Genomic DNA, 19,538 nt, shown 5'->3' with positions numbered 1-19,538 from the left:
AGGGTCAACCAAGCAAGCGCTAGTGTAAATGTCGATGAATGTAATGAATGACTCGCCGCGCCGCAAGGAACTGACGCGCCAGGCCGCTCAGCTCTTCGTCCAGGAAGGTTTCGATCGCACCACGGTGCGCATGCTGGCTGAGGAAATGGGCATCAAGTCGGGCAGCTTGTTCCACCATTTCCGCGACAAGCAGGAGATCCTGGCCGCGGTGATCGAGGAGGGCACCGAAAATGCCCTCGGTATCGCGAGGGCAGCCCTCGATGATTGCGACAGCGATCCCGGCTCTCGGTTGCATGCCATGGCCCGGGCCCATCTGGAGACATTGCTCACCGACCGCAATGCCCATGTGGTGGCACTCTACGAATGGCGGCGCCTGGACGCACCGGCACGCTCCCATCTCAGCCACTTGCGCGATGCCTACGAGGCGCTCTGGGAAGAGGTGATCGACGAGGCCCTGGCTGCCGGTTTGATTCGAGGGGACCGTTTTCTGGTCTCGCGCTTCGTGATGGGCGCGCTCAACTGGACCGTTCGTTGGTATGACCCCGACGGGGAGCGGACCCCGGACGAGCTCGCCCGGGAACTCGTCGCCATGCTGGCCCGTCCTGCCGACTGACGGTGCCTGACGACTGACCATGGCGTCGACCATGGTCTAGTCCCTTTACGGCTCTCGGCGCTTGCCCTGCCGAGTCGAAGCCTCTAGCTTGACCCTAGCGCTTGATAGGTTGACGCTTACGTCAACGAAAAGCCGGTTCCGACAACAACCACAAGATGCGGCGTCGCCGTGGGCGACGGGCAGACGAGCACAAGAGGGCTGTTCATGAGCACCACCACGACCCTTTCCGACTACCATGCCTATCTCGACACCTTTTCCGTCGACGATGTCATCGCTCGTCTCGATGACCATCGCGATGGCAGGTTGAACGCCTTCGAGGCCTGTTGCGGGCGTCACCTGCGCGAGGGGCGAGCTGAGGTCACGGCGTTGGTCCACGAGGCTACCGGAGGACAAGTCAACACGCTGAGCTATGGTGAACTGGCCACCGAGAGCGAAAAGCTTGCCGGCTGGCTCGCCGAACGTGGCCTGGGGGAGGGTGATCGCATTGCCTGCATGTTGCCCCGCTCACCGCAGCTGCTGATCGCGATCCTGGCCAGCTGGCGCATCGGCGCGGTCTACCAGCCGCTGTTCACCGCCTTCGGCCCCGACTCGGTGGCGTACCGACTGGAGCGCGCCGACACTCGCCTGGTGATCACCGATGGCGACAATCGCTCCAAGTTCGATGGTCTGGCTCAGTGTCCGCCGGTGCTTGCCGTGGGCGGACCCGACGTCGATCATGGCGATGATCTGGACTGGGCGTCCGCCCTGGCGCATTCTCCCATCGAAGCCAGGGCGCCGCGGCAGGCGCCCGACGCCCCCTTCCTGCAGATGTTTACCTCCGGCACGGTGGGCAAGCCCAAGGGGGTTGCCGTGCCGCTCGCTGCCATGCCGGCCTTCGCGCTCTACATGGAACTGGCCATCGGGCTCGATGACAGTGATCGTTTCTGGAACATGGCCGACCCCGGCTGGGCCTATGGTCTCTACTACGCCATCACCGGCCCGTTGCTGCTGGGCGTGACAACCTATTTCTGCGAGGCCGGTTTCAGTGCCGAAGGCGCCCTGGACTTCATGACGCGTCACGGCATCACCAACTTCGCCGCCGCGCCCACGGCCTACCGGCTGATGAAGGCCTCGGGACTGTTCGACGATGCCCATGAGCGACTCGCGTTGCGTCGTGCCAGTTCCGCCGGCGAACCGCTCAATACCGAGGTGGTCAACTGGGTGGAGACGGCGCTGGGCTGTTCGGTAATGGATCACTACGGACAGACCGAAACCGGCATGACCTGTTGCAATCACCATGTCCTGGCGCATCCCAAGCATGTCGGTGGCATGGGCGTGCCGATGCCCGGCTATCGCCTGGCGATTCTGGATGCCGAGTACAATGAGCTGCCGCCGGGTGAGCCCGGCGTGCTGGCGGTCGATATCGCCCGCTCTCCAGCCCATTTCTTTACCGGTTACACTTGGCAGGAGAAGGACCCCTTCGTCGAAGGCTATTACCTGACCGGTGACGTCGTGCAACGCAACGAGGATGGCAGCTTCCAGTTCGCTGGTCGGGACGATGACATCATCACCACGGCCGGCTATCGGGTCGGGCCCACCGACGTGGAGAACTCGGTGCTCATGCATCCGGCCGTGGCGGAGTCCGCCGCGGTGGGGCAGCCCGACGAGATTCGCGGCGAGATCATCAAGTCCTATGTGGTCCTGCGAGAGGGCTTCGAGGCCAGCGAGTCGCTCGCCGACGAGATTCGCCAGCAGGTGCGCGAGCGCCTCTCGACCCATGCCTTTCCCAGGGTGATCGAATTCGTCGATACCTTGCCCAAGACACCCAGCGGCAAGATCCAGCGCTTCAAGCTGCGCTCGGACGCCGCCGACAAGGCGGAGACGACCGCGCAATGACCATGGAGAACGTTCGATGCAGCTGAAGGACAACGCCTTTCTGATCACCGGTGCCGCCTCCGGACTGGGCGCCGCCACCGCGGAGCGTATCGTCGAGGCCGGCGGCCGTGTGGTGTTGTGTGATCTCAGCGAGGCGGTCGAGTCGCACGCCGAGCGGCTCGGCGAGGCGGCCCGGGCCATACGTGGGGACGTTACTCGCGAGGAGGACATGCAAGCCGCCGTGGAGGCGGCCGTGGCCCTGGGAGAAAAGGGGGGAAGCCAGCAGGGGCTGGCCGGGGTGATTCACTGCGCCGGTGTGGTCAGCGTGGCCAAGCTCCTGGATCGCGAGGGCAATCCCGCCGATCTCGATGCCTATGCGCGTACCGTGCAGATCAATCTGGTCGGCACCTTCAACGTGATGCGCCTCGCCGCGGCGGCGATGTCGAAGAATGACCCCTTCGAGGACGGCGAGCGGGGCGTGATCATCAACACCGCCTCGGTCGCCGCCTTCGACGGCCAGGTGGGGCAGTGCGCCTACAGCGCCTCCAAGGCCGGCGTGGTCGGCATGAGCCTGCCGGCAGCCCGTGAGCTTTCGCGGCACGGCATTCGCGTCATGGCCATCGCCCCCGGTGTGTTCGAGACACCGATGATGAGCGACATCCCGGAAGATGCCGTGGCCGCGTTATCCGCCGCCGTTCCCTTCCCCAAACGGCTCGGTAAGCCCGACGAGTACGCCCGCCTGGCCGAGCAGATCGTTACCAACCCGATGCTCAACGGCGAGGTGATCCGGCTGGACGGCGGGATCAGGATGCAATGACCCGACTTCGCCGGGAGCTGTAAGCCGTAAGCTATAAGCTGGAAGAAAACCCGACCGGACTTCGTCCGGAGCCTGAAGTCATAAGCTTGAAGCTGGAAGAAAAAACCTTGACCCCATGCTGTCGGGGTTCATGCTGTCTTCCAGCTTCCAGCTTCCAGCTTCCAGCTTCCAGCTTCCAGCTTCCAGCTTCCAGCTTCCAGCCTCACGCCTCACGCCTCACGCTCCTGGATTGAAACGAACGCTTGACTGTCATGCTTTGCGAGCGTAATTTCAAACAAATGTTTGAAAAATGGTTGGCCAGCGATAGGCTGCTTCCGGCGTCCACGTTCGAGGAGAGAGACAATGCCCGACTACCAGGCCCCCTTGCGTGACCTGCGCTTCGTCATGGACGAGATGCTCGATTATCCGACCCATTACGCGGGATTGCCCGGTGGCGAGGAGGCGACGCCCGATGTGGTGGGGGCGATCCTCGAGGAGGGCGCGCGCTTCGCGCGGGAAGAACTGTTGCCGTTGAACCAGAGTGGCGACCTGGAAGGCTGTCTTCTCGAGGGTGGCGAGGTCAAGACGCCCAAGGGATTCAAGGAGGCGTATCAGCAGTACGTGGAAGGTGGCTGGCCGGGCCTGGCCGCGGATCCGGAGCAGGGTGGGCAGGGACTGCCGCCCTCGCTGGCCATGGTGCTCTCGGAGATGATCTGTGCCACCAACCTGGCCTGGGGCATGTATCCCGGGCTGTCCCATGGGGCCGCCGATGCCCTGCGTCATCATGGCACCGAACAGCAGAAGAGCACTTACCTGACCAAGCTGGTCGAGGGGGTGTGGACCGGTACCATGTGTCTGACCGAACCGCATTGCGGCACCGATCTGGGGCTGATCAAGACCCGAGCGGTACCTCAGGATGACGGCAGCTTTGCCGTCACCGGAACGAAGATCTTCATCTCTGCCGGCGAGCACGATCTGGCCGAGAACATCGTTCACCTGGTGTTGGCCAAACTGCCGGATGCGCCGGCCGGCTCCAGGGGGATTTCCCTGTTCGTGGTGCCGAAGTTCGTGCCGGACGCCGACGGCAACCCGGGCGAGCGGAACGGCGTGAGTTGCGGGTCTCTCGAACACAAGATGGGCATTCACGGCAATGCCACCTGCGTGATGAATTTCGATGACGCTCGGGGCTTCCTGGTCGGCAGGCCGCACAAGGGACTGGCCTGCATGTTCACCATGATGAATGCCGCCCGTATCGGGGTGGGGATCCAGGGACTCGGGCTCACCGAGGCCAGCTTCCAGAATGCCCTGATGTATGCCCGGGATCGCCTGCAGATGCGTGGGCTTTCCGGCGCCAAGGCCGAGGACAAACCGGCCGATCCGATCATTGTGCACCCGGATGTCCGCCGCATGCTGCTGACCCAGAAGGCCTTCGCCGAAGGCGGCCGCATGTTGGTGCTCTATACGGCACAGATGGTCGATGTGGTGGAGCGCAGTGAAGATGCCGGGCAGCGCGAGCACGCCGAGACCCTGCTCGGCCTGCTGACGCCCATCGTCAAGGCCTTTCTCACCGAGGTCGGGTTCGAGGCGACCAACGAGGGTGTGCAGGTGTTCGGCGGCCATGGCTTCATCCAGGAATGGGGCATGGAGCAACTGGTGCGTGACGCCCGTATCACTCGTCTCTATGAGGGCACCACGGGCATCCAGGCCCTTGACCTGTTGGGACGCAAGGTGCTGATGAGCCAGGGCGAGACGCTCAAGGTCTTCACCAAGGAGATCCATAAATTCTGCCAGGCCGAGGAAGGCAATCCCGACATGGCCGAGTTCGTGCGTCCGCTGGCCAAGCTCAATGCCGAATGGGGCGAATTGACCATGGGCGTGGGCATGAAGGCCATGAACGACCGCGAGGAAGTGGGGGCGGCCAGCGTCGATTACCTGATGTATGCCGGCTACGTGACGCTTGCCTACCTGTTCGCTCGTGCCGTGAAGCAGGCCCGGACGGCGCTGGACACCAGCACCGATGATGCCGCCTTCTATCGCGCCAAGATCAACACTGCACGTTTCTTCTACGAGCGACTGCTGCCGCGTACCCGTGCCCATGCCCGGATGGTCCAGGCCGGTGGCGAGTCGCTGATGGCACTGTCGCCCGACGACTTTGGTCGCGGGTTCGAAATCTAATCCTTGTGGCTCTCTCTGATCAGGCGCTCTGATCGGTGTTGCGGCGGGCCTGGCCCGCCGCTTTTTTATGTCCGGGCGGGTCGATGCTCACCATCGCCAGGCTGTGGCGATGGGAGCAAGGGTATCGATATCATCCGAGGATCAGCTTGACGGCGGTCGCTTGGTTGGCAGCCATGAGCCCCCGTCGGCGGGCTGACTCGGGGTCTCGCATGCTCCTTGCCCGGCCATGGACGGGCAAGGAGGCCTCAATATGGGCGTCAGGCGATGCTGTCCACCACGCCGCCGTCCACCCGCAGGGCGGCGCCGCTGGTGGCCGAGGCCTGGGGCGAGGCGGCATAGACGACCATGTTGGCCACTTCCTCGACAGTGGCGGCGCGCTGGATGATCGAGCTGGGTCGCTGGGCCATCACGAAGTCCCGCGCGGTGTCTTCCATCGATTTGCCGCTCTCCTTCTGCTGCTCGGCGAGCATCTCCTGAACGCCCTCGGAGAGGGTGGGGCCCGGCAGTACGGCGTTGACCGTGACTCCGGTGCCGGCCAGACGCTTGGCCAGTCCTCGCGACAGGGACAGATAGGCGGTCTTGGTCACGCCGTAGTGGATCATGTCGTCGGGGATATTCAGCGCCGATTCCGACGACAGGAAGAGGATACGTCCCCAGCCGCGCTCGACCATGCCGCCCGCATAGGCGCGCGACAGGCGTACGCCGGACATCACGTTGACGTCGAAGAAGCGCTGCCATTCGTCGTCCGGGGTGTCGAAAAAGTCCTGGGGGCCGAAGATGCCGACGTTGTTGACCAGGATATCGACATCGGGCTCGGCGGTGAGCATGGCGTCACAGCCATCGGCGCTGCCGAGATCGGCGGCCACGCCGCGGGCTTCGACGTTCGGTACCTGCTGGCGCAGGCGCTCCAGGGCGTCGTCGACGGCGCTCTGTCGACGACCGTTCAACACCACGCTGGCTCCGCTGTCTGCCAGGCTCTTGGCGATGGCGAAACCGATGCCCCCGGTTGAGCCGGTAACGATGGCAGTCTTGCCGGTCAGGTCGATCTGCATGGAAGCCTCCTTGAGTCCACGATCACGTCTCATGAGCTTAATAGATAGCACTCTAACAAAAAGCGTGGCCGCGTCGCGACAAGCTAGTGACGGCAAGCCCATGACGGCAAGAGAAGAGTGACAGGGTGGGGCCGGCGGCTCGCGGAGCGAAGTCGACGATGGCATGCTTGAACCTTCAAGCGATTCAAGGAGGAAGCGCATCATGACTGTCAGGCCGTCACGACCTCGCGAGGTCTCCGACGAGATCACCATGGTGCCATTGGGGCGCCATCATGCCTCGGCGCTTTTCGACGCCGTCGATGCCAACCGGCCCACGCTGCGTGAGTGGCTGCCCTGGGTGGATGCCACCCGGTCGGTCGACGATAGCCGTGCCTTCATCGACTCGGCCTTGGAGGAGTGGCAGGCCGGTACCGCCATGCATTTCGCCATCCTGTGGCGGGGCAGACTGGTAGGTGCCTGCGGGTTCAATCGAATCGTGGCGCGTCGGCGCCTGGCGGCGCTGGGGTATTGGTTGGCCCATGACGTCACCGGCCGCGGCATCGTCACCGCCTGTGTGCACGAGTTGCTGGCACTCGGCTTCGGCGAGCTGCGGCTGCATCGCATCGAGCTGCATTGCGGCGAGCACAACGCGAAGAGCCGTGGCGTGGCCGAGCGCCTGGGGTTTACCGAGGAAGGTCGGTTGCGGGAGTGTGAATGGCTCGGCGAGCAACCCGTGACGCACCTGGTATACGGCATGCTGGTGCATGAAATGTCGCCTGCTCAAGGGGTGAGTGACATCGGGTGATGAGGCGGTATCCAGCGTGATCAAGACGTCGAAAGCTTTGGTAAGAAAAATTCGGGGGACCCGTGGAGAAAATCCTGATCAGCGCCTGCCTGTTGGGCCAGCCGGTGCGCTACGATGGCCGCGCCAAGACACAGGAAAGCCCGATCCTGACGCGTTGGCGCGAGGAAGGGCGGCTGGTGACGGTATGCCCCGAGGTGCAGGCCGGGCTCGCCACGCCCCGTGAGCCGGCGGAGATCCAGGCGGGTAACGGCCGCGATGTTCTCGATGGCACCGCTCGCGTCATTGCCCGTGATGGCGAGGATGTCACCCCGGCCTTTCTACGTGGTGCCGAGCTGGCATTGGCGCTCTGTCAGCGCCATGGCATCCGTTATGCCATTCTCACCGAGGCCAGCCCCTCCTGTGGCAGCCAGCGTATCTACGATGGCGGTTTCGCCGGTCGCACGATGGCTGGCATGGGCGTGACCTCGGCGCTGCTGGCACGGCATGGCGTGGACGTCTTCAGCCAGCATGAGCTCGAGCGGGTAGCGGCGTTGTTGTGACGGGCCCTGTATCCTGACGTACCGGACGATCCTGTCGCAGTATGGTCCGCGAATGCGTGACGGCGAGGGGCTGGTCTCCCGATTATTAACCTGGCAATCAAATAGATCGTCCTGATCTATTGGATTGTCGCCCGCACCACGCTGGCGCAGAGGCGTGGCTCTTCTGGTGTGGCGCAGGCTCGCGCCGGCCTGACGGCCTGACGGCCTGACGGCCGGCGGCGGCACGTCCCTGTGCCGCGATTAACCCGACATGAAAGCTTGCCGGGTTAATCGCCCGCCTGTTCATCGACCTGGAAGAGCCCGAAGGTATTGCCTTCGGGGTCGATGAAGTAGCCCTGCCAGCAGGTACCGGGTATGGCGAAGATCGGCAGGGCGACTTGGCCGCCGAGGCTGGCGATGCGTTCGGCGCTGGCGTGGATGTCGTCGACTTCGAAGGAGCAGGTGAAGGCGTTGGTGCCGCATTCATCCGGTGGCGTGGCGGCGGGACGTTGCAGCAGGCCGCCTTGCATGCCGCCGGTGTCGATACGCCAGTAGGCTACCGGTAACCCTTCGACTCGAGTGAACGCCCAGCCGAAGAGTTCGCCATAGAAGTGGCGGGCACGGTCAGGCGACTCGGCCTGAATCTCGAAGTAGAGATGGGTCGTCATGCAACCTCCGATATGTCCGGGTGCTGGCAGTCCGGGTCATTTCCATTTGATATTGCAGCCCATCGAGGGGGTCTGCGGCTCGCTGGGGGCTCGCCCGGCCAGCACGGCATCGGCGGCCTCGCGGAGGTCGCGACCGGTCACCGGTGTATCGTGGCTCGGGCGGCTGTCGTCGAACTGGCCTCGATAGGCGAGCCTGTGATGGCGATCGAACAGGAAGAAGTCCGGGGTGCAGGCCGCCTCGAAGGCCCGTGCCACCTCCTGTGTCTCGTCGACCAGGTAAGGGAAGGTATAGCCGCGTTCTCGGGCTTCTTCCAGCATGCAGTCGGGGCGATCCTCGGGGTGGGCCTGGAAATCGTTGCTGTTGATGCCGATCACCGCCAGGCCTCGTGCCTGGTACTCGTTGGCAAAGTCGGCCAGGGCATCGGCCAGATGCTTCACGAAAGGACAATGGTTGCACATGAAGATGACCAGCAGCGGTCGGTCGGCGTAGTCCTCGCTGCTCACCAGGTGGCCTGCGGTGTCGGGCAGGCGGAAGGCGGGCAGGGGGCTTTGCAGTTCGGTCATGCGGGAAGGTGTCAGGGACATGACAGGCTCCTTCGCGTTGCGGATATCTCTCGAGGATATCAGCCCGGCCGGAAGGTGACAGGCCCTGGCCCGGGGTAAGGCCTGGTCGTGCTACCGGGCGCTGTCCTCCGGAGAGGGATACCCCAGGACGAGGCGTATCCGCTCGGCGTGGTTGGCCACCCAGTCGGGGTCGATGGGGCCCCAGTCGCGAATCACATAATGGCCGATATTGTGGCGTTGTCCGGGGGCGGGCTCGAACTCGCAACGGATATCCAGTTCGGCCAGTGCCGACAGGGTGTCCTGGGCGGTGCGCCTCGGCATGCCCGTGGCGGCGACGATCGCCGGCACGCTGTCGGTACCGGCGGCAATCAGGTGAGCCACGTAGAGGCGGCGATAGAAGCTTGACTGGGTCTTGCTGAGTGACGTCATGAACTGGGCACGATCAGAGAGTGTTCCGCCATGCTACCGAAACCAGCCTTTCATCGCCTCGGTGATTTGGCGCATCTCCTCTGGGGACGTGATATAGGCGGGCATGGTGTATAGCCAGCGGCCGAAGGAACGCAGCCAGACACCCTGGCGTCTGGCGAAAGCCGCCGCGCCCTCGAGCGATGCGGCGTCGTGGACCTCGATCGCGGCGGTGACGCCCAGCACGCGTACATCGGCCACGGTCGGATGGGCACCTAGCGCTGTATCGTCCAGCAACTCCTCGCGCAGAACGTCGTTGAGCACCTGAATGCGTCCCAGGTAGTCGTCTTCCTCGAAGACCGCCAGGCTCTCCAGGGCGACACGGCAGGCCAGGGGATTGCCCATGAAGGTCGGGCCGTGCATGAAGGCATGAAGCTCGCTGTCGCCGATGAAGGTATCGTGCACGCGGTCGGTGGCCAGGGTGGCAGCATGACCGAGATAGCCTCCCGTCAGCCCCTTGGAGAGCACCATGATGTCCGGTGTTATCTCGGCATGCTCGGCGGCGAACATGCGCCCCGTGCGACCGAAGCCGGTGGCGACTTCGTCGAGGATCAGCAGGACATCGAATTCCTCGCAGAGATCGCGGGCCCCGCGCAGGTAGCCCGGCGAGGTCATGTTGAGACCGCCGGCGGCTTGCAGCAGCGGCTCCATGAGCAGGGCGGCGATCTCGTGGTGGTGGGCTTCCAGGACTGCCCGCAGGGCATCGAGATCAGCCTGCACGGCGTCATCCCCGGCATCGAACGAGGCGGTGGGCGCCGGGGCGAAGTGGTGTTGCGGCAGGAAACCGGCGAACAGCGAGTGCATGCCTTCCTCGGGATCGCAGACCGCCATGCAACCGGCGGTGTCGCCGTGATAGGCCTTCATCAGCGACAGCATGCGATGTTTGCCGGGTTGGCCACGCAGATACTGGTACTGCACGGCCATCTTCATGGCGACCTCCATGCCCACCGAGCCGCTGTCCGAATAGAAGACGTGGTTGAGGCCTTCCGGGGTGATGCGCACCAGTTCTCGGGCCAACCGGTCGGCGGGATCGTGGGTCAGGCCGCCGAGCATCACATGGCAGAGTTCATCGGCCTGCTGCTGAATGGCACGTACCAGTCGGGGATGGCGATAGCCATGAATCATGCACCACCAGGAACAGGTGGCATCCAGCAGTGACTCGCCGCTGTCCAGGGTGAAGCGAGGGCCATCGCCGCCGACCACCCTGGGGGCGGGGGACTGGGTCTTGAGATGGGCATAGGGATGCCAGACGGGGGAAGCGGAAGCACTCATCGGATCTCCGGGCAGGCCATGCGAATGTGCCTCGCACTTTACATGTAAACCGGATTTTTTTTAAGAGTTTACCTTTTGGGGCCCGACCGGAGTCGACCACCGCTCAGCCCGGGATCAGGGCGGAGGTGTCGAACTTGCTGCGCTTGCGGGAGAGCAGGGTACGGAACTTGCGCATATTGTCGTCGGCATAGAGAACCGTGTCGCAGAAGCGATCATAGGCATCCATGTCGGGCACCACGACGATCAGCACGAAATCGCACTCGCCGGTGACCTGATAGCACTGCTTGACCTCCGGGGCGGCGATGGCCCGATGCAGGAAACGCTGATAGAGCGACTTGTGGTCCCGCTCCATCGTGACCTCCACCACCATGTGCAGGCAGGGCGGCATGGCGTCGGGACTCAACAGGGCGACCTGACGCTCGATGATGCCGCTTTCCCGCAGTCGTTTGACGCGTTTCAGGCAGGCCGAGGGAGACAGGCCTACCTCATCAGCCAGCGCTTGGTTGGTGATGTCGGCGTCGCGCTGCAGGCGGTCGAGAATGCGACGATCGAGATTATCCAGTGACATGATCTTCGGATATTGGAGGGTGATTCGATAGGATATATGTCGAATTCTCGTTATTGAACAGAAGATTCTGTACCAGGCGGGCTAGGATGATGCCTCACTTGCTGACATGGAGTCCGCTATGCAGGTCCGTCGCTATGCCAATGCCGCCTGGAAACTCGTGCGCGATGCCCTCTTCGTTTATGCGACCCTGCTCAAGGTGATGGTACCGGCGTTGTTGATCGTCAAAGGGCTGGAGTGGCTCGGCGCCATCGGCTGGCTCGGCGAGATGCTGTCTCCGCTGATGGGGTGGCTGGGCCTTCCCGATGCCATGGGCGTGGTCTGGGCGGCAACACTCCTGACCAATATCTTCACGGGACTGGTGGTGTTCTTCGAGGTGGCCGGTGACATGTCGCTGAGCGTGGCGCAGGTCACGGTGCTCGGCGTCCTGATGCTGGTGGGGCATTCCCTGCCCGTGGAAGGGGCCGTCGCCAAGCGCGCCGGAGTGCCCTGGTGGGTCACGCTGGTGCTGCGCATGGGGGGAGCACTGGCCCTGGGCGGTATCTTGCATTGGGTCTACGCGACGGGCGGTCTGCTCCAGGAAGCCGCCGAGATCGCCTGGCGTCCGGCGCCTGTCCCGGAGGGGCCATTGGCCTGGGGGATGGCGCAACTGCGTACCCTGGCGATGATCTATCTGATCATCCTCGGGCTGATGGTGCTTCTGGCGGTGCTGCGTCACCTGAGGCTCGAGCGGTTGATTCACCTGGCCCTGGCGCCGCTCCTGGGGATGCTGGGCATCGGTCGGTCGGCGGCCAATACCACCGTGATCGGCTTCACGCTGGGGCTGAGTTATGGTGCCGGCCTGCTGATTCGCGATGTCGACGCCGGCGTCATGAATCGACGTGACAGCTTCCTGGCGCTCTGCTTTCTCGGGCTCTGCCATAGCGTCATCGAGGATACCCTGCTGATTCTGGTACTGGGGGCGGACCTGACCGGAGTGCTCTGGGCCCGGCTGCTCTTTGCTTGCCTGGTCATCTTCGCCATGGCCCGGTGGCCCGATGGATGGCTCCCCGGTCGATGGGAGCGGACGCGCGTCTGAGGAGGCGATCAGGAAGGGGACGCCAACAGACAAAGGCACCGTCCGCCTCGGGGCGGTACGGTGCCTGTGCGCTTCGGTGCCGGTTGCTCGAATGCCCCGGCGAGTGGTGCAGTATCTCGCCAGCTTTCTCAGGTAGTGGCTTCCCGGGCCGGTGCCAGGGGATCCTCGCTTACCGCGATATCGGTCTTGTGCTGCTGCTCTGCGCGGAGCTTGAGGCGGGCTTTCGCCATGGCGTCGCTGCCTCCGCTTGCCACGATATCGGATGAGGCATCCGCCACCGGCGCATGGCCCTGAACATCCTGGTCTGCTGCCTGGCTGGGCGCGGACAGCGGCTCGTTCAGCTGCATGGTGAGCGCGGATGCCTGGCCGGCCTGGGCGGCGATCGGCAGAGCGGCGATAAGCAGTGCTGAGAACATCGGCTTGAGTTTCATGGTGCGTCTCCTTTGATTCGGTGTGTCTCGAGAGGCCTTCCTCTCAATAATTAGTATGCTAATAGATCTGTCTGGCCGAACAAAAGAGACTTAAAATCCATAAATTATTCGATAAAGTCGAAGTGTTGTCGGTGTCACTGGCCTCGCTGCCTGGATGCGTAGCAATGCCTACCTTGTTCAGGGCACGACGCCCCGCCTTTTGCGGAGACCGGCTACCCCTCACGCTGCATCTTCTCGCGCCGTGCGACTTCAGCCGGTGAGGGAGGATCCATGGCATAGTCATCGGTTTTCACCGCACCGTCGCGCTCATACCGCGTGATCACGATCCCGTTGGGGGACACCCGATGGTCAGTCAGCTTGAAGGCCGTCGCCTTCGCGCCATCGTCGAACAGTGTCTTGCCGTTCCCGAGCACGACCGGAAAGGTGAACAGGTTGATCTCGTCGACGAGATCGTTGGCGAGCAGCGTTCGAATCAGGTCGCTGCTGCCTTGAGTGATCAGCGCCGGTCCGTCTTCCCGCTTCAGTCCGGCGACATCGAGGGCCGCGTCACGGAGGGCCACCGAGCCTTTCCAGGTCAGGTCCAGGCCCTTGCGGGTCGCGACATGCTTGGTGATCGAATTGAAGGTTCTGGCCATGGCGTCGTCGGGACCGCCTTCGGCGTACGGCCAGTGGGCCGCAAAGATCTCGTAGGTCTTCCGTCCGAGCAACAGGTCGAACGGTTGAGCGAACAGCTTGTCGACTTCCTCGCCGAACACCTCGTCAATCAGCGGCATCACCCAACCGCCGTAGTGAAATCCCCCGGTCGGGTCTTCCCGGGGCCCGCCGGGTGCCTGCATGACGCCATCCAGTGACACGAAGGCGCCGACAATCACTTTCCGCATGCGCTTATCCTCCAGATTTGCCGTCTTGCATCCAGTCGTCGAACGGGGCACCGCATAATCGACAATGTCATCGACTTGGTCGCAGTCGTCGAGACCGGTGGCTCTTTCGCAACGGGGCGCCGCCACGATCCGTCGTGCACCACTCCGCTCGGCATTGGATGACGCAGGAACGAGAGAGTGAGGCGTGTGGAGCGTCGATTGGGAGGGGGCGGGCGAAGCCCATCATCAAGGCACTGCCGCCCCTGCCGAGAGCAGGGGCGAACAGGTCAGTGTCATCTTACCGGGATGTTGGCAGGTTCATGACCGGTCCCGTTGTGTTCCATGCGCTTGTCTTTCGGCAGTCGTCCGCCAGTGTCACATAGGAGCCACGGGATTATAGTTGGACTGCACGCCGCCATCTTCGACGATGGGGGCATCATCGAGAATGCCGCCGGTAGTCTCTCTCTGGGCGTTGTAGCCGGATTGCACGCCGCCATCCCTGACAATGGCTTCATCATCGAGAATGCCGCCGGTAGTCTCCCTCTGGGCGTTGTAGCCGGATTGCACGCCACCATCCTTGACGAGGGCTTCTCCGTCGTTGCCGCTCACTCCGGACATCTCGTGAGCTTCCACATCATGCCCTTCGCCGGACATGTTGCCACCATGGTGGTCTGCCATGGCCATGTTGGAGAGCAGGGCCAATGTACTTATCAGTGCTGCGGCTTGGATGACATCTTTCATGGTGCACCTCCCGTCATGTGAGCTGCCGTACCGCCGAAGCAAGTGAAGAGAGGCGGTAGGCGTGCCTGCAGTTACGGGAGGAGGGGGTGAGGGGTTTCACCTTGGCGTGAAGTATTCATTGCCGGTATCGCTCGATACCAGACACGTGACCACACCCTCTTCAGACCAGGCATGTTCAGGCCCGATCAGGCGCTGGAAAGGCTGCTAAACGGTTGAAAAAAGGGGTAGGTGGTGCGGATGGGGAGACTTGAACTCCCACGCCCGAAGGCACCAGAACCTAAATCTGGCGTGTCTACCAATTCCACCACATCCGCACGGGTCAGGCAGGCGTCCATATTTTACGGACCGCTTCCGGCAAGTCAATCAATCTCGGGGAGATGCAGGTGCTCGGCGGCGGCTTCGGCGCGGGCGGTCGGGCTCTCGCCGTCCAGACGCGGAAGGATGCCGAGGTTCGGGGCCGGAAGCCGGCGCGTCAGGGTATCGAGATTGTCGTGGTACAGGGCCGCGTCGCTGGCCTCGTCGAAGGACAGGCCCGGCTCGATCAGGTTGCCCACCCAACCGGCCAGCTGCAGGCCGTCGGCACGAATCGCTTCGGCACTGAGGATGGCGTGGTTGAGGCAACCGAGCTGGAGGCCCACCACCAGGATCACCGGAAGCTCGAGCCGTCTGGCCAGGCCGGCAAGATCCTCATGGTCATTGAGGGGGACGCGCCAGCCGCCGGCACCTTCCACCAGGGTCAGGTCGCGTCGCCAGGCTAACGGGTCGGCGGTGGCCGCGACCAGGTCGTCCAGCGTCGGGACGTTACCGGCACGCCGGGCGGCCAGGTGGGGGGCGATGGCCGGTGCATAGGCGTAAGGGTTGAGGACGTCGTACGGCACCTCGGGTGTGCTCTGTTCGCCGAGGGTCAGGGCATCGATGTTGCGCAGTCCCTGCGAGGTGACGTCGCAGCCCGAGGCCACCGGCTTGAGCCCCAGGGTGGTCTGGCCTCGGCGTCGGGCCAGGGCCAGCAGGCCGCTGGCCACCAGGGTCTTGCCGGCGTCGGTGTCGGTGCCGGTGACGAAATAGGCTCCCATGTCAGCGCTCCAGCATCAGGGTCAACAGGTGATAGGTGACGGGCAGGCCGGGGGCCTCGCGCAGCGTCTCGTAGCGACACCTCGCGCGGGCGAGGTCGGTTCGGGTCAGTCGTCTTCCCGGTCGGGCCACCTGGGCGCCGACGCCCTTGATGGAGGCCATCACGGCGTTCAGGTCGGGGTAGTGGAAGCGCTCCTCGCGTTGCTCCAGGTCGATATGGCGAAAGCCGGCTCGCCGGGCAGCCAGGCGATGTCGTGCGACGTCATGGAAGTCGAGCAAGGCGGCGGGGCGCCCGGGGTGTGACCAGGCCAGGCCTACTTCGCGCAAGGTGCCGGGCGCCAGGGTGTTGAGCAGGGCCCGTCTCCCGGGCTTCAGCACCCGGTGAATGTCGGCGAGCACAGAGTCGAGGTCCGGGCACCACTGGATCGCCAGGTTGGAGACGACGAGATCGAAACTGGCGTCGGCATGGGGCAGCATGCCGGCGTCGCCGCAGATCCAGTGGATCGATTCGGTATGGCGTCGACGCGCTTCATCGAGCATGCCCGGCGCCAGGTCGAGACCTTCGACACGCTGATGGTCGGAATAATGTCGGGCCAGCCGGGCGGTCAGATCGCCCGGGCCGCAGCCCAGGTCCAGCAGGCACTCGGCCTTGTCGGGCAGGTGGGTCAGCAGGCGTTCGCTCATGATGTGCTGGGCGGTCGCGCGGCTCGAGTAGTGCGGTGCGGCGCGGGAAAAGGCGTGAGCAACACGGGCGCGCCAGCCGGCGGCATCGGCATGATCGGTTGGTTCAGTGGCCATCGCGGCGGTCGTCATGGTGTCGGCTCCGGTCGTTCGGGCTCGAGGGTGTACGCGGCGGCGATGCTTGCCAGCCGTGTTGCCAGGTGTTGCGGTCGGCTGAGCATCGGACAGTGTCCGGCGTTCTCGATATGCTGGTCGGCGCCGGCGAGGGCCTCGGGCGCGAGCAAGGGGTCGCGTGTGCCCGCGATGCGGTACACCGGACAAGGGGCGGCACTCAGGCGGTGACGATTGTCCAGGCGAGCGAGATGGTCGAGGCCGGCGTCGAGAGTGCTGACGGAGGCCGGGGGAGCGGTGCCGAGCAGTTGGCGCAGGTCGCGGCGGGTGCGACCGGGGTCGGGCTCGCCGCCGAGTTGCCAGCGCAGAAAGTGTTCCCGGGCGGTATCGGGGGAGCGTTGCAGGGCGCGCTGGAAATCGGCCAGAGCCGTGTCGCTCACTCCCCGGGGATTGACGAAGCGGTCGCCGATGCCAAGCAGTATCAGGGCTCGCGGCGGTGGCAGGTGGTCGAGCAGAGCGCCGGCCAGCAGGCCGCCGAGCGACCAGCCGACCCAGACGGCATCGGCCGGCAGGTCCTCGGCCATGGACGTGGCCAGCTCGTCCAGCGAGGCGGGATCGGCCAGTGGTGAGCGATCGGCGTAGCCGGGCCAGTCCGGAGTCTCGACGTCGAGCTCAGAGGGCCAACAGGGGGCGAGAGGTTGCCAGATCCGGGCATTGCAGCCCCAGCCGCCAAGCAATACCAGGTGCGTCATGAGGCCTCCTCGCGTCGACAGGCATCCAGTGAGTCGAGCAGGGCGTCGAGCGCCGGCGTGTCGTGGGCGGCACTCAGTGTGATCCGCAGGCGCGCCTGCCCGCGTGGCACGGTGGGTGCGCGGATGGCCCCGACGCGTAGCCCGGCCCGGGCCAGGCGCTCGGCCCAGCGCATGACGCGTGCGTTGTCACCCAGCACGATGGGCTGGATGGGGGTGAGCGAGTCGGTCAGCGGCAGGCCGAGCCTCGCGGCTTCGCGTCGGAAGTCGGCGATATGCTGATGAAGGTGGTCGCGACGTTCGGTCTCCTGCTCGAGGATGTCCAGGGCCGTCAGGGTGGCCGCCGCCACGCCGGGTGGTTGGGCCGTGGTATAGATGTAGGGACGGGCGAACTGGATCAGGTGGTCGATCAGGGCGGCATCGCCCGCCACGAAGGCCCCGGCGCTGCCCAGTGCCTTGCCGAGCGTGCCGACCAGTATCGGCACCTGGTGGTGGTCATGGAGGCGTCCCACGCAGCCGTCGCCATCTTCGCCGAGCACGCCCAGGCCATGGGCATCGTCGACCATCAGCCAGGCGCCCTGACGCCGGCAGGTGTTCGCGAGGCCGGTGATGTCGGCGGTGTCGCCATCCATGCTGAAGACACCGTCGCTGGCGACCAGCGCCGGCGCGTCATGGGGCGCGCGGTCGAGCAGGCGTTCGAGGTCCACGAGATCGCGGTGGTGAAAGCGTCGCGAGGGCGCCTCGGCCAGGCGGGCGCCGTCGAGCAGCGAGGCGTGGTTGAGACGATCCTGGAACACCCGGGTATGGCGGTCGCACAGCGCCTGCAGCACGCCAAGGTTGGCCATGTAGCCGGTGGAAAACAACAGGGCGCGCGGGCGTCCAGTCAGGTCGGCCAGGCGTTGTTCGAGTCGCTCGTGGATCGCGTGATGCCCGGAGACCAGGTGCGAGGCCCTGGCACCGGCGCCGAAGCGTCTCGCGCCCTCGGCCTGGGCTTCGGCGAGGCGTGGGTCGCCGGCCAGGCCGAGGTAGTCGTTGCCGGCGAAGTCGATGAGGCCGGCGGCCTCATCCAGGACGGGGCGCTGTCGCCAGCCTCCGTCCGTGTGCCGCTGTTCCGCGGCACTCGCCAGGCGCTTCGGCCAGAGGTCCATACGCGACATCACGGTTCAGGCCTGGGCGGCATCATAGAAGAGCCCATCATCACGCTGGCGCTGGATGGCATGGGCCAGTGCGGTTTCGGCACGCTCATCGTCGGTACGCGTGTCGCGTTGCTCCGGGTGCAGGCCGAGCTTGTCGAACAACGCCCGGTCACGTTCGACCTGGGGGTTGCCTGTCGTCAGCAGGGTGTCGCCATAGAAGATGGAGTTGGCCCCGGCGAGAAAGGCCATGGCCTGGGTCGACTCGTCCATCTGCTCGCGACCGGCGGACAAGCGGACGTGGCTCGCTGGCATGAGGATTCGGGCCACCGCGATGGCGCGGATGAACTCGAGCGGGTCAAGGTCCTCGACGTTTTCCATCGGCGTACCCGGTACCTTGACCAGCATGTTGATGGGCACCGACTCCGGGTGTGGCTCCAGGCGCGCCAGTTGCTGCAGCAGAGCGGCGCGATCCCGGGGAGCCTCGCCCATGCCGAGAATGCCGCCCGAACAGACCTTCATGCCGGCATCGCGGACGTTGGACAGGGTATCCAGGCGGTCGGCGTAGGAGCGGGTCGTGATGATCTCGCCGTAGTACTCCGGCGAGGTGTCAAGATTGTGGTTGTAGTAATCCAGGCCCGCCTCTGCCAGACGGCTCGCCTGGTCGGTGTCGACCATGCCCAGGGTCATGCAGGTCTCCAGGCCCAGGGCCTTGACCCGGCCGACCATCTCCAGCACCACCTCCAGGTCGCGCTCCCGGGGGCTGCGCCAGGCGGCACCCATGCAGAAACGACTGGCACCGGCCTCCTTGGCAGCGCGAGCCTGCTCCACCACCTTCTCGATCTCGAGCAGCTTCTCCTTGCCGAGTCCGGTGTTGTAGTGCCCGGACTGGGGGCAGTACTTGCAGTCCTCGGGGCAGGCACCGGTCTTGATCGACAGCAGCGTCGAGACCTGCACGGCGTTGGGGTCGAAATGCGCCCGATGCACCTGTTGAGCGCGGAACAGCAGGTCGTTGAAGGGCAGGGCGAACAGGGCTTCGATCTCTTCCAGACGCCAGTTGTGGCGTACTTCGGAGCGGGCGTCTAGGTTCAGGTCAAACGCCGCGCTGTCGGGGCTATTGGCTGGCATGGAGGGCTCGCTTTTGGTCAACTTTTCGGGGTTGTCACGGTTGACGAATAGGGTAAGCGGTCGTCGTTTCATGTCAACCATTCATGATTTCAGGGTTGACGGATGGTTGCGGCGACTGCTTCCCGGTCGCTGTGCGTTCTGTCTTGCGGTCTGTGAGTCGACGGCTCCCTGGTGCCAGGCCTGTCACCTTGCGTTGCCATGGAATCTACCGGCCTGTCCGACGTGCGCG

Annotated in this window: 21 protein-coding genes, 1 tRNA gene and 1 pseudogene; 8 read left to right on the top strand and 15 right to left on the bottom strand. The window is 64.6% G+C overall.

Going from position 1 to position 19,538, the window contains the following annotated elements:
• The first annotated feature begins 43 nt into the window (after positions 1 to 43).
• The 4 genes from RSO41_RS16035 to RSO41_RS16020 all read left to right on the top strand — a co-directional run bounded on the left by RSO41_RS16035 (position 44) and on the right by RSO41_RS16020 (position 5,438).
• Positions 44 to 613, top strand: coding sequence for a TetR/AcrR family transcriptional regulator (locus RSO41_RS16035; RefSeq protein ID WP_315620215.1), 570 nt, complete (start codon positions 44 to 46; stop codon positions 611 to 613).
• 204 nt (positions 614 to 817) lie between these two features.
• Positions 818 to 2,488 (top strand): AMP-binding protein, encoded by a 1,671-nt coding sequence (locus RSO41_RS16030; protein ID WP_315620213.1) that lies wholly within the window; start codon positions 818 to 820, stop codon positions 2,486 to 2,488.
• Between the two features lie 16 nt (positions 2,489 to 2,504).
• Entirely contained in the window at positions 2,505 to 3,284 is a 780-nt protein-coding gene (locus RSO41_RS16025) for an SDR family NAD(P)-dependent oxidoreductase (protein WP_315620212.1), read from the top strand.
• A gap of 342 nt (positions 3,285 to 3,626) precedes the next feature.
• On the top strand, positions 3,627 to 5,438 hold the full coding sequence (locus tag RSO41_RS16020) for an acyl-CoA dehydrogenase C-terminal domain-containing protein (RefSeq protein ID WP_315620210.1): 1,812 nt from the start codon (positions 3,627 to 3,629) through the stop codon (positions 5,436 to 5,438).
• A gap of 257 nt (positions 5,439 to 5,695) precedes the next feature.
• Here RSO41_RS16020 and RSO41_RS16015 read toward each other — a convergent pair whose 3' ends face one another.
• Positions 5,696 to 6,490, bottom strand: coding sequence for an SDR family oxidoreductase (locus tag RSO41_RS16015; RefSeq protein WP_315620208.1), 795 nt, complete (start codon positions 6,488 to 6,490; stop codon positions 5,696 to 5,698).
• Between the two features lie 202 nt (positions 6,491 to 6,692).
• On the opposite strand from RSO41_RS16015, the gene RSO41_RS16010 reads away from it, so the two are divergent.
• Both RSO41_RS16010 and RSO41_RS16005 read left to right on the top strand, forming a co-directional pair.
• On the top strand, positions 6,693 to 7,274 hold the full coding sequence (locus RSO41_RS16010; protein WP_315620207.1) for a GNAT family protein: 582 nt from the start codon (positions 6,693 to 6,695) through the stop codon (positions 7,272 to 7,274).
• 62 nt (positions 7,275 to 7,336) lie between these two features.
• On the top strand, positions 7,337 to 7,813 hold the full coding sequence (locus RSO41_RS16005) for a DUF523 domain-containing protein (RefSeq protein ID WP_315620206.1): 477 nt from the start codon (positions 7,337 to 7,339) through the stop codon (positions 7,811 to 7,813).
• Positions 7,814 to 8,079: 266 nt separating this feature from the next.
• Here RSO41_RS16005 and RSO41_RS16000 read toward each other — a convergent pair whose 3' ends face one another.
• The 5 genes from RSO41_RS16000 to RSO41_RS15980 all read right to left on the bottom strand — a co-directional run bounded on the left by RSO41_RS16000 (position 8,080) and on the right by RSO41_RS15980 (position 11,329).
• Positions 8,080 to 8,460: a VOC family protein gene (locus RSO41_RS16000; protein WP_315620205.1), complete on the bottom strand. Its 381-nt coding sequence runs from the start codon at positions 8,458 to 8,460 to the stop codon at positions 8,080 to 8,082.
• Positions 8,461 to 8,496: 36 nt separating this feature from the next.
• Positions 8,497 to 9,045, bottom strand: coding sequence for a thioredoxin family protein (locus RSO41_RS15995; protein ID WP_315620203.1), 549 nt, complete (start codon positions 9,043 to 9,045; stop codon positions 8,497 to 8,499).
• 90 nt (positions 9,046 to 9,135) lie between these two features.
• Positions 9,136 to 9,453: a winged helix-turn-helix domain-containing protein gene (locus tag RSO41_RS15990; protein ID WP_315620201.1), complete on the bottom strand. Its 318-nt coding sequence runs from the start codon at positions 9,451 to 9,453 to the stop codon at positions 9,136 to 9,138.
• Between the two features lie 33 nt (positions 9,454 to 9,486).
• Positions 9,487 to 10,761, bottom strand: coding sequence for an adenosylmethionine--8-amino-7-oxononanoate transaminase (bioA, locus tag RSO41_RS15985; protein ID WP_315620200.1), 1,275 nt, complete (start codon positions 10,759 to 10,761; stop codon positions 9,487 to 9,489).
• Between the two features lie 103 nt (positions 10,762 to 10,864).
• Entirely contained in the window at positions 10,865 to 11,329 is a 465-nt protein-coding gene (locus tag RSO41_RS15980) for an Lrp/AsnC family transcriptional regulator (RefSeq protein WP_315620199.1), read from the bottom strand.
• Positions 11,330 to 11,447: 118 nt separating this feature from the next.
• Between RSO41_RS15980 and RSO41_RS15975 the strand changes: the two genes are divergently transcribed.
• Positions 11,448 to 12,404, top strand: a complete 957-nt coding sequence (locus RSO41_RS15975) for a hypothetical protein (protein WP_315620197.1) — start codon at positions 11,448 to 11,450, stop codon at positions 12,402 to 12,404.
• 128 nt (positions 12,405 to 12,532) lie between these two features.
• Here RSO41_RS15975 and RSO41_RS15970 read toward each other — a convergent pair whose 3' ends face one another.
• The 9 genes from RSO41_RS15970 to bioB all read right to left on the bottom strand — a co-directional run bounded on the left by RSO41_RS15970 (position 12,533) and on the right by bioB (position 19,309).
• Positions 12,533 to 12,835: a hypothetical protein gene (locus tag RSO41_RS15970; RefSeq protein ID WP_315620195.1), complete on the bottom strand. Its 303-nt coding sequence runs from the start codon at positions 12,833 to 12,835 to the stop codon at positions 12,533 to 12,535.
• Between the two features lie 212 nt (positions 12,836 to 13,047).
• Complete coding sequence (locus RSO41_RS15965) at positions 13,048 to 13,842, bottom strand: dihydrofolate reductase family protein (RefSeq protein ID WP_315620194.1); 795 nt, start codon at positions 13,840 to 13,842, stop codon at positions 13,048 to 13,050.
• Between the two features lie 228 nt (positions 13,843 to 14,070).
• Entirely contained in the window at positions 14,071 to 14,436 is a 366-nt protein-coding gene (locus tag RSO41_RS15960; RefSeq protein WP_315620193.1) for a hypothetical protein, read from the bottom strand.
• Between the two features lie 229 nt (positions 14,437 to 14,665).
• Positions 14,666 to 14,750 (bottom strand) — tRNA-Leu (locus tag RSO41_RS15955).
• A 45-nt stretch (positions 14,751 to 14,795) separates the two neighbouring features.
• Positions 14,796 to 15,509, bottom strand: a complete 714-nt coding sequence (bioD, locus tag RSO41_RS15950; RefSeq protein ID WP_315620192.1) for a dethiobiotin synthase — start codon at positions 15,507 to 15,509, stop codon at positions 14,796 to 14,798.
• Position 15,510: 1 nt separating this feature from the next.
• A complete protein-coding gene (locus RSO41_RS15945) occupies positions 15,511 to 16,320 on the bottom strand; it encodes a methyltransferase domain-containing protein (protein WP_315620191.1) in 810 nt (269 codons plus the stop codon).
• Entirely contained in the window at positions 16,317 to 17,051 is a 735-nt protein-coding gene (locus RSO41_RS15940; RefSeq protein ID WP_315620190.1) for an alpha/beta fold hydrolase, read from the bottom strand. Before RSO41_RS15940 ends, RSO41_RS15945 begins: the two co-directional genes overlap by 4 nt.
• Complete coding sequence (gene bioF, locus RSO41_RS15935; RefSeq protein WP_410000347.1) at positions 17,048 to 18,208, bottom strand: 8-amino-7-oxononanoate synthase; 1,161 nt, start codon at positions 18,206 to 18,208, stop codon at positions 17,048 to 17,050. The genes RSO41_RS15940 and bioF overlap by 4 nt, the downstream gene beginning before the upstream one ends.
• Positions 18,209 to 18,211: 3 nt before the next feature.
• On the bottom strand, positions 18,212 to 19,309 hold the full coding sequence (gene bioB, locus RSO41_RS15930; RefSeq protein ID WP_315620186.1) for a biotin synthase BioB: 1,098 nt from the start codon (positions 19,307 to 19,309) through the stop codon (positions 18,212 to 18,214).
• Between bioB and RSO41_RS18530 the strand changes: the two are divergent.
• Positions 19,308 to 19,526, top strand: a pseudogene (locus RSO41_RS18530) (ComF family protein); the annotation flags it as partial. The gene bioB and the pseudogene RSO41_RS18530 sit on opposite strands and share 2 nt — an antisense overlap.
• Positions 19,527 to 19,538: the final 12 nt, after the last annotated feature.

The sequence above is a fragment of the Halomonas sp. I1 genome, from assembly GCF_032334135.1.
In the GTDB taxonomy this organism is placed as follows: domain Bacteria; phylum Pseudomonadota; class Gammaproteobacteria; order Pseudomonadales; family Halomonadaceae; genus Halomonas.
The sequence above is the reverse complement of the archived record's forward strand: the minus strand, read 5'-3'. Positions and strand labels throughout refer to the sequence as shown.